This window comes from Pseudoalteromonas sp. S4492, assembly GCF_005886115.1.
In the GTDB taxonomy this organism is placed as follows: domain Bacteria; phylum Pseudomonadota; class Gammaproteobacteria; order Enterobacterales; family Alteromonadaceae; genus Pseudoalteromonas; species Pseudoalteromonas gelatinilytica.
In genome coordinates this window covers 1-604 of sequence record NZ_PNCP01000100.1, presented here as the reverse complement: position 1 = coordinate 604, position 604 = coordinate 1, and the positions used below count along the sequence as shown (strand labels likewise).

Genomic DNA, 604 nt, shown 5'->3' with positions numbered 1-604 from the left:
ATTTAAAACAAGTTAGCGAGCTACAAGGGGAAAGAGTAAAGGAGTACCGTAGGCGTGAAATTTATTTCGCGCGATGGTTTCCACGAGATTCCATGATCTGACTCCATAAAAGTAGACACCTTTTTGGAGCCAGTAACCATGAAAGTAAAACCATATCGCAAACATTCGCTCGAATTTAAAATAAAAGTCGTTCAAGAGTCGTTAGACACCACAGATACAGTTAAGATGGTCGCGAATAAATACGGAATTCATCCTGACATGCTATCAAGTTGGAGAAGTCATATGACCTCGAAGAAGAAAACAGCAAAGCCATTAAAGAACCAAGGCCCAGACAAGTCATACACAGATTTAGAACGCCAAATTCGCAAGCTTGAGAAGCAACTCGAAGATGCTCAGTTGGAGAATGACGTTTTAAAAAAGGCGAAGGTCTACTTCGACAGCCTAAAAGAATAAGGTTCGAATATATCCACAAGGTCACAGATGCCAAACGCACAGTGAAGAAGTTGTGCAGTTGGTTATCTGTGTCGCCAGCTGGGTATTATAAATGGTTAAAGCAATTACCTAGCACACGCCATAAAGAGAACAGTTCGTTACTTAAGTTTCT

The 604-nt window shown here is 40.7% G+C and carries 2 protein-coding genes; both read left to right on the top strand.

Translation table 11 applies throughout. The annotated features are described in order from the left end of the window. Positions 1-138 precede the first annotated feature (138 nt). Positions 139-453 (top strand): transposase, encoded by a 315-nt coding sequence (locus CWC28_RS20910; protein WP_063699987.1) that lies wholly within the window; start codon positions 139-141, stop codon positions 451-453. A gap of 41 nt (positions 454-494) precedes the next feature. Continuing rightward, positions 495-604 (top strand): hypothetical protein (locus tag CWC28_RS22750; RefSeq protein WP_502704937.1); only part of this gene is annotated, 110 nt, incomplete at its 3' end.